This window comes from Burkholderia sp. KCJ3K979 (genome assembly GCF_016759955.1).
Lineage (GTDB): Bacteria > Pseudomonadota > Gammaproteobacteria > Burkholderiales > Burkholderiaceae > Burkholderia > Burkholderia orbicola.
The window spans coordinates 1-2,639 of the sequence record NZ_JACFYV010000380.1 but is presented as its reverse complement, the minus strand read 5'-3'; the positions used below and the strand labels follow the sequence as shown (position 1 = coordinate 2,639).

Annotated in this window: 5 protein-coding genes; 2 read left to right on the top strand and 3 right to left on the bottom strand. The window is 68.2% G+C overall.

Annotation, left to right across the window (positions count from 1 at the left end):
* The coding region (locus H3O04_RS34870; RefSeq protein WP_202589466.1) for a 3-hydroxyacyl-CoA dehydrogenase family protein at positions 1-624 on the bottom strand (624 nt) is incomplete at its 3' end.
* Positions 625-870: 246 nt separating this feature from the next.
* On the opposite strand from H3O04_RS34870, the gene H3O04_RS34865 reads away from it, so the two are divergent.
* Together H3O04_RS34865 and H3O04_RS34860 are read left to right on the top strand one after the other, a co-directional pair.
* A complete protein-coding gene (locus tag H3O04_RS34865) occupies positions 871-1,311 on the top strand; it encodes an Hsp20/alpha crystallin family protein (RefSeq protein ID WP_054927578.1) in 441 nt (146 codons plus the stop codon).
* Between the two features lie 16 nt (positions 1,312-1,327).
* Positions 1,328-1,738: an Hsp20/alpha crystallin family protein gene (locus tag H3O04_RS34860; RefSeq protein WP_054927577.1), complete on the top strand. Its 411-nt coding sequence runs from the start codon at positions 1,328-1,330 to the stop codon at positions 1,736-1,738.
* 112 nt (positions 1,739-1,850) lie between these two features.
* On the opposite strand, the gene H3O04_RS34855 is transcribed toward H3O04_RS34860, so the two are convergent.
* Positions 1,851-2,153 (bottom strand): TFIIB-type zinc ribbon-containing protein, encoded by a 303-nt coding sequence (locus H3O04_RS34855; protein WP_011545057.1) that lies wholly within the window; start codon positions 2,151-2,153, stop codon positions 1,851-1,853.
* A gap of 90 nt (positions 2,154-2,243) precedes the next feature.
* On the bottom strand, positions 2,244-2,639 hold a 396-nt coding region (locus H3O04_RS34850), incomplete at its 5' end, for a TerC family protein (RefSeq protein ID WP_202589465.1).

Sequence of the window (2,639 nt, the reverse complement as noted above, 5' to 3'; positions counted from 1 at the left end):
GTCCGCATCGGCGACGCTCACGACGCCTTCGCCGACCAGGTGATACACCTCGCGGAACAGCGCGGCCGCGAGCCGGTTCGCGACGTGGCCGGTCATCTCCTTGTTCAGCACGATCGTCTGCTTGCCGAGCGCATCGTAGAACTGCTTCACGCGCGCGATCACGTCCGGGCTGGTCGCGTCGCCCCCGACCAGCTCGACGAGCGGGATCAGGTGCGGCGGATTGAACGGATGCGCGATCAGGCAGCGTTCCGGATGCTTCGCGCAGGCCGTCTGGATCTCCGACATCTTCAGGCCCGACGAGCTGGACGCGATCGGCACGTGCGCGGGCAGCACGTCGTCCATCTGGCGATAGAGCGCACGCTTCAGGTCGAGTCGCTCGGGGCCGTTCTCCTGCACGAAATCGACGCCGTCGAGCGCACGCACGAGATCGGCGTCGAACGACAGCCGCGCGCAAAGCTCGGCGGCCCGCTCGCCGAGGAATGCGGCGAGCGCGTCGCGCAGCCGTGCATCGGCCTGCGGCGCCGGGTCGGTCGCGACGACGTCGAAGCCCTGCGTCAGGTAGAAAGCGGCCCAGCTTGCGCCGATCACGCCGGCGCCGACGATCGCGATACGTCGAATGTCCATGGTTGTCCCGTGTGGTTGGTCTGCGGATATGCCGCGGCGATTGTCGCATCGAATCCCGCGCGCAGGCGTCGACGCGGATTGCACCTTCCCTCTTGAAATGCGTGGCGACGGCCACTAATTAAGCGTCGTCGGGCAGTGCCGCATGCCACGCACCGCCCCCGTATCGACCCAGTGGAGCCACCCGTCGCGCCCGCCGCAGGCGACGCGCGGTCACGTCTCCCGCGTTCCCTGTTCAGGAGGACCAACATGAGCGGTATCCATTTCGGCAACGATCTGTTCGACGAATTCGCCCGCGTGCAGCGGCAGATGGCGAGCCTGCTCGGCGAACGCCCGTCGGGCATCCGTGCGGGGCGCGCCGGCACGTTTCCCGCCCTCAACGTCGGCGCGACCGACGACGCGATCGAGATCGTCGCGTTCGCACCCGGCATGGCCGCGGCCGACTTCGACGTATCGATCGACAAGGATCTGCTGACGATCAGCGGCGAGCGCAAACCGGCGCCGCGCACCGAAGGCGACGACGTGCGCACCTATGCACAGGAGCGCTTTCACGGCGCGTTCCGCCGCGTGGTCGAACTGCCGCGCGACGCGGACCCCGACCAGGTCAGCGCCCGCTACGAAAACGGCTGCCTGCTGATTCGCGTCGGCCGGCGCGAGGCCTCGAAGCCGCGTGCGATCACCATTCAGTAACCTTCAGGATACCGACATGAACACGAACCCGACCCTGGCCGAACGCCAAACCACCCCCGTTCATCCGGCCGCCGCGGAAGCCGCGCGCCGACCCGCGATCACCCCGTCCGTCGACATCGTCGAGGATCAACGCGGCGTCACGCTGCGCGCCGACCTGCCCGGCGTGCCGCGCGAGAATCTCGACGTGAAGGTGCACGACAACACGCTGACGATCGAAGCCGCGACGCAGTTCGACACGGCGGCCGACCTGCGCGTGCGGCATGCGGAAATCCGTTCGACGCGCTATGCACGGTCGTTCGTGCTGAGCGCCGACCTCGACACGTCGCGGATCGACGCGAACCTGCGCGACGGCGTGCTGACGCTGACGATCCCGCGCCGCGAGGAAACACGCCCGCGCCGCATCGACGTGACGGCCGGCAATGCGTGAGCGTCGACGCGTGTCCTGACGCGACGCGCATGAAAAAGCCCCGCTCCGGCACGATGCCGGGCGGGGCTTTTTTGCATCGGGCCGCGCGCGCTCAAGCGCGCGGACGGCAGATTCAATCGAAATCGAACAGATCGAACACCGACTTCTTGCGACGCCGGCCGTCGTGCCGGTCACGCCCGTCGTGCGAGCGCGCGTCGCGCCCCCAGCCGTCGTCGCGGCCGCGCGGCGCGTGCGCATCGTGCTGCACTGGCGCCGTGTCGCGTCGCGCCGGCGCGTCACCGGTTTCGCGGGCGAGCAGCTTGTCGAGTTCGCCGCGATCGAGCCACACGCCGCGGCAGGTCGGACAGTAATCGATCTCGATCGACTGGCGCTCGGCCATCAGCAGGTCGGGCGTCTTGCAGACAGGGCATTTCATCGCGTTTCTCCTTTCCGTGCGAATTTCATCCGGATTCCATATGAGGTGCGCGAGCCGGCTGCCACAGCGGCCGGCATCACGCGCGCCCGCTTAGTCGCGCGCCACCTGCCCCGCCCGCTTCGCCTTGGCCCGCCGCGCCAGCATGTTCATGCCCTCGACGAACGCCGAGAACGCCATCGCCGCATAGATGTACCCCTTCGGCACGTGCGAACCGAACCCTTCGGCGATCAGCGTCATGCCGATCACGACCAGGAACGACAGCGCGAGCATCACGATCGTCGGGTTGCGGTCGATGAAGCGTGCGAGCGGCTGCGCGGCGAACAGCATCACGCTGACGGCGACGATCACGGCGACGAACATGATCGGAACGTGCTCGGTCATGCCGATCGCGGTCACGATGCTGTCGATCGAGAACACGATGTCGAGCATCACGATCTGGCCGATCGCGGCCCATACCGTCAGGCCGGCCGCGCCGGCGGCCCCGCC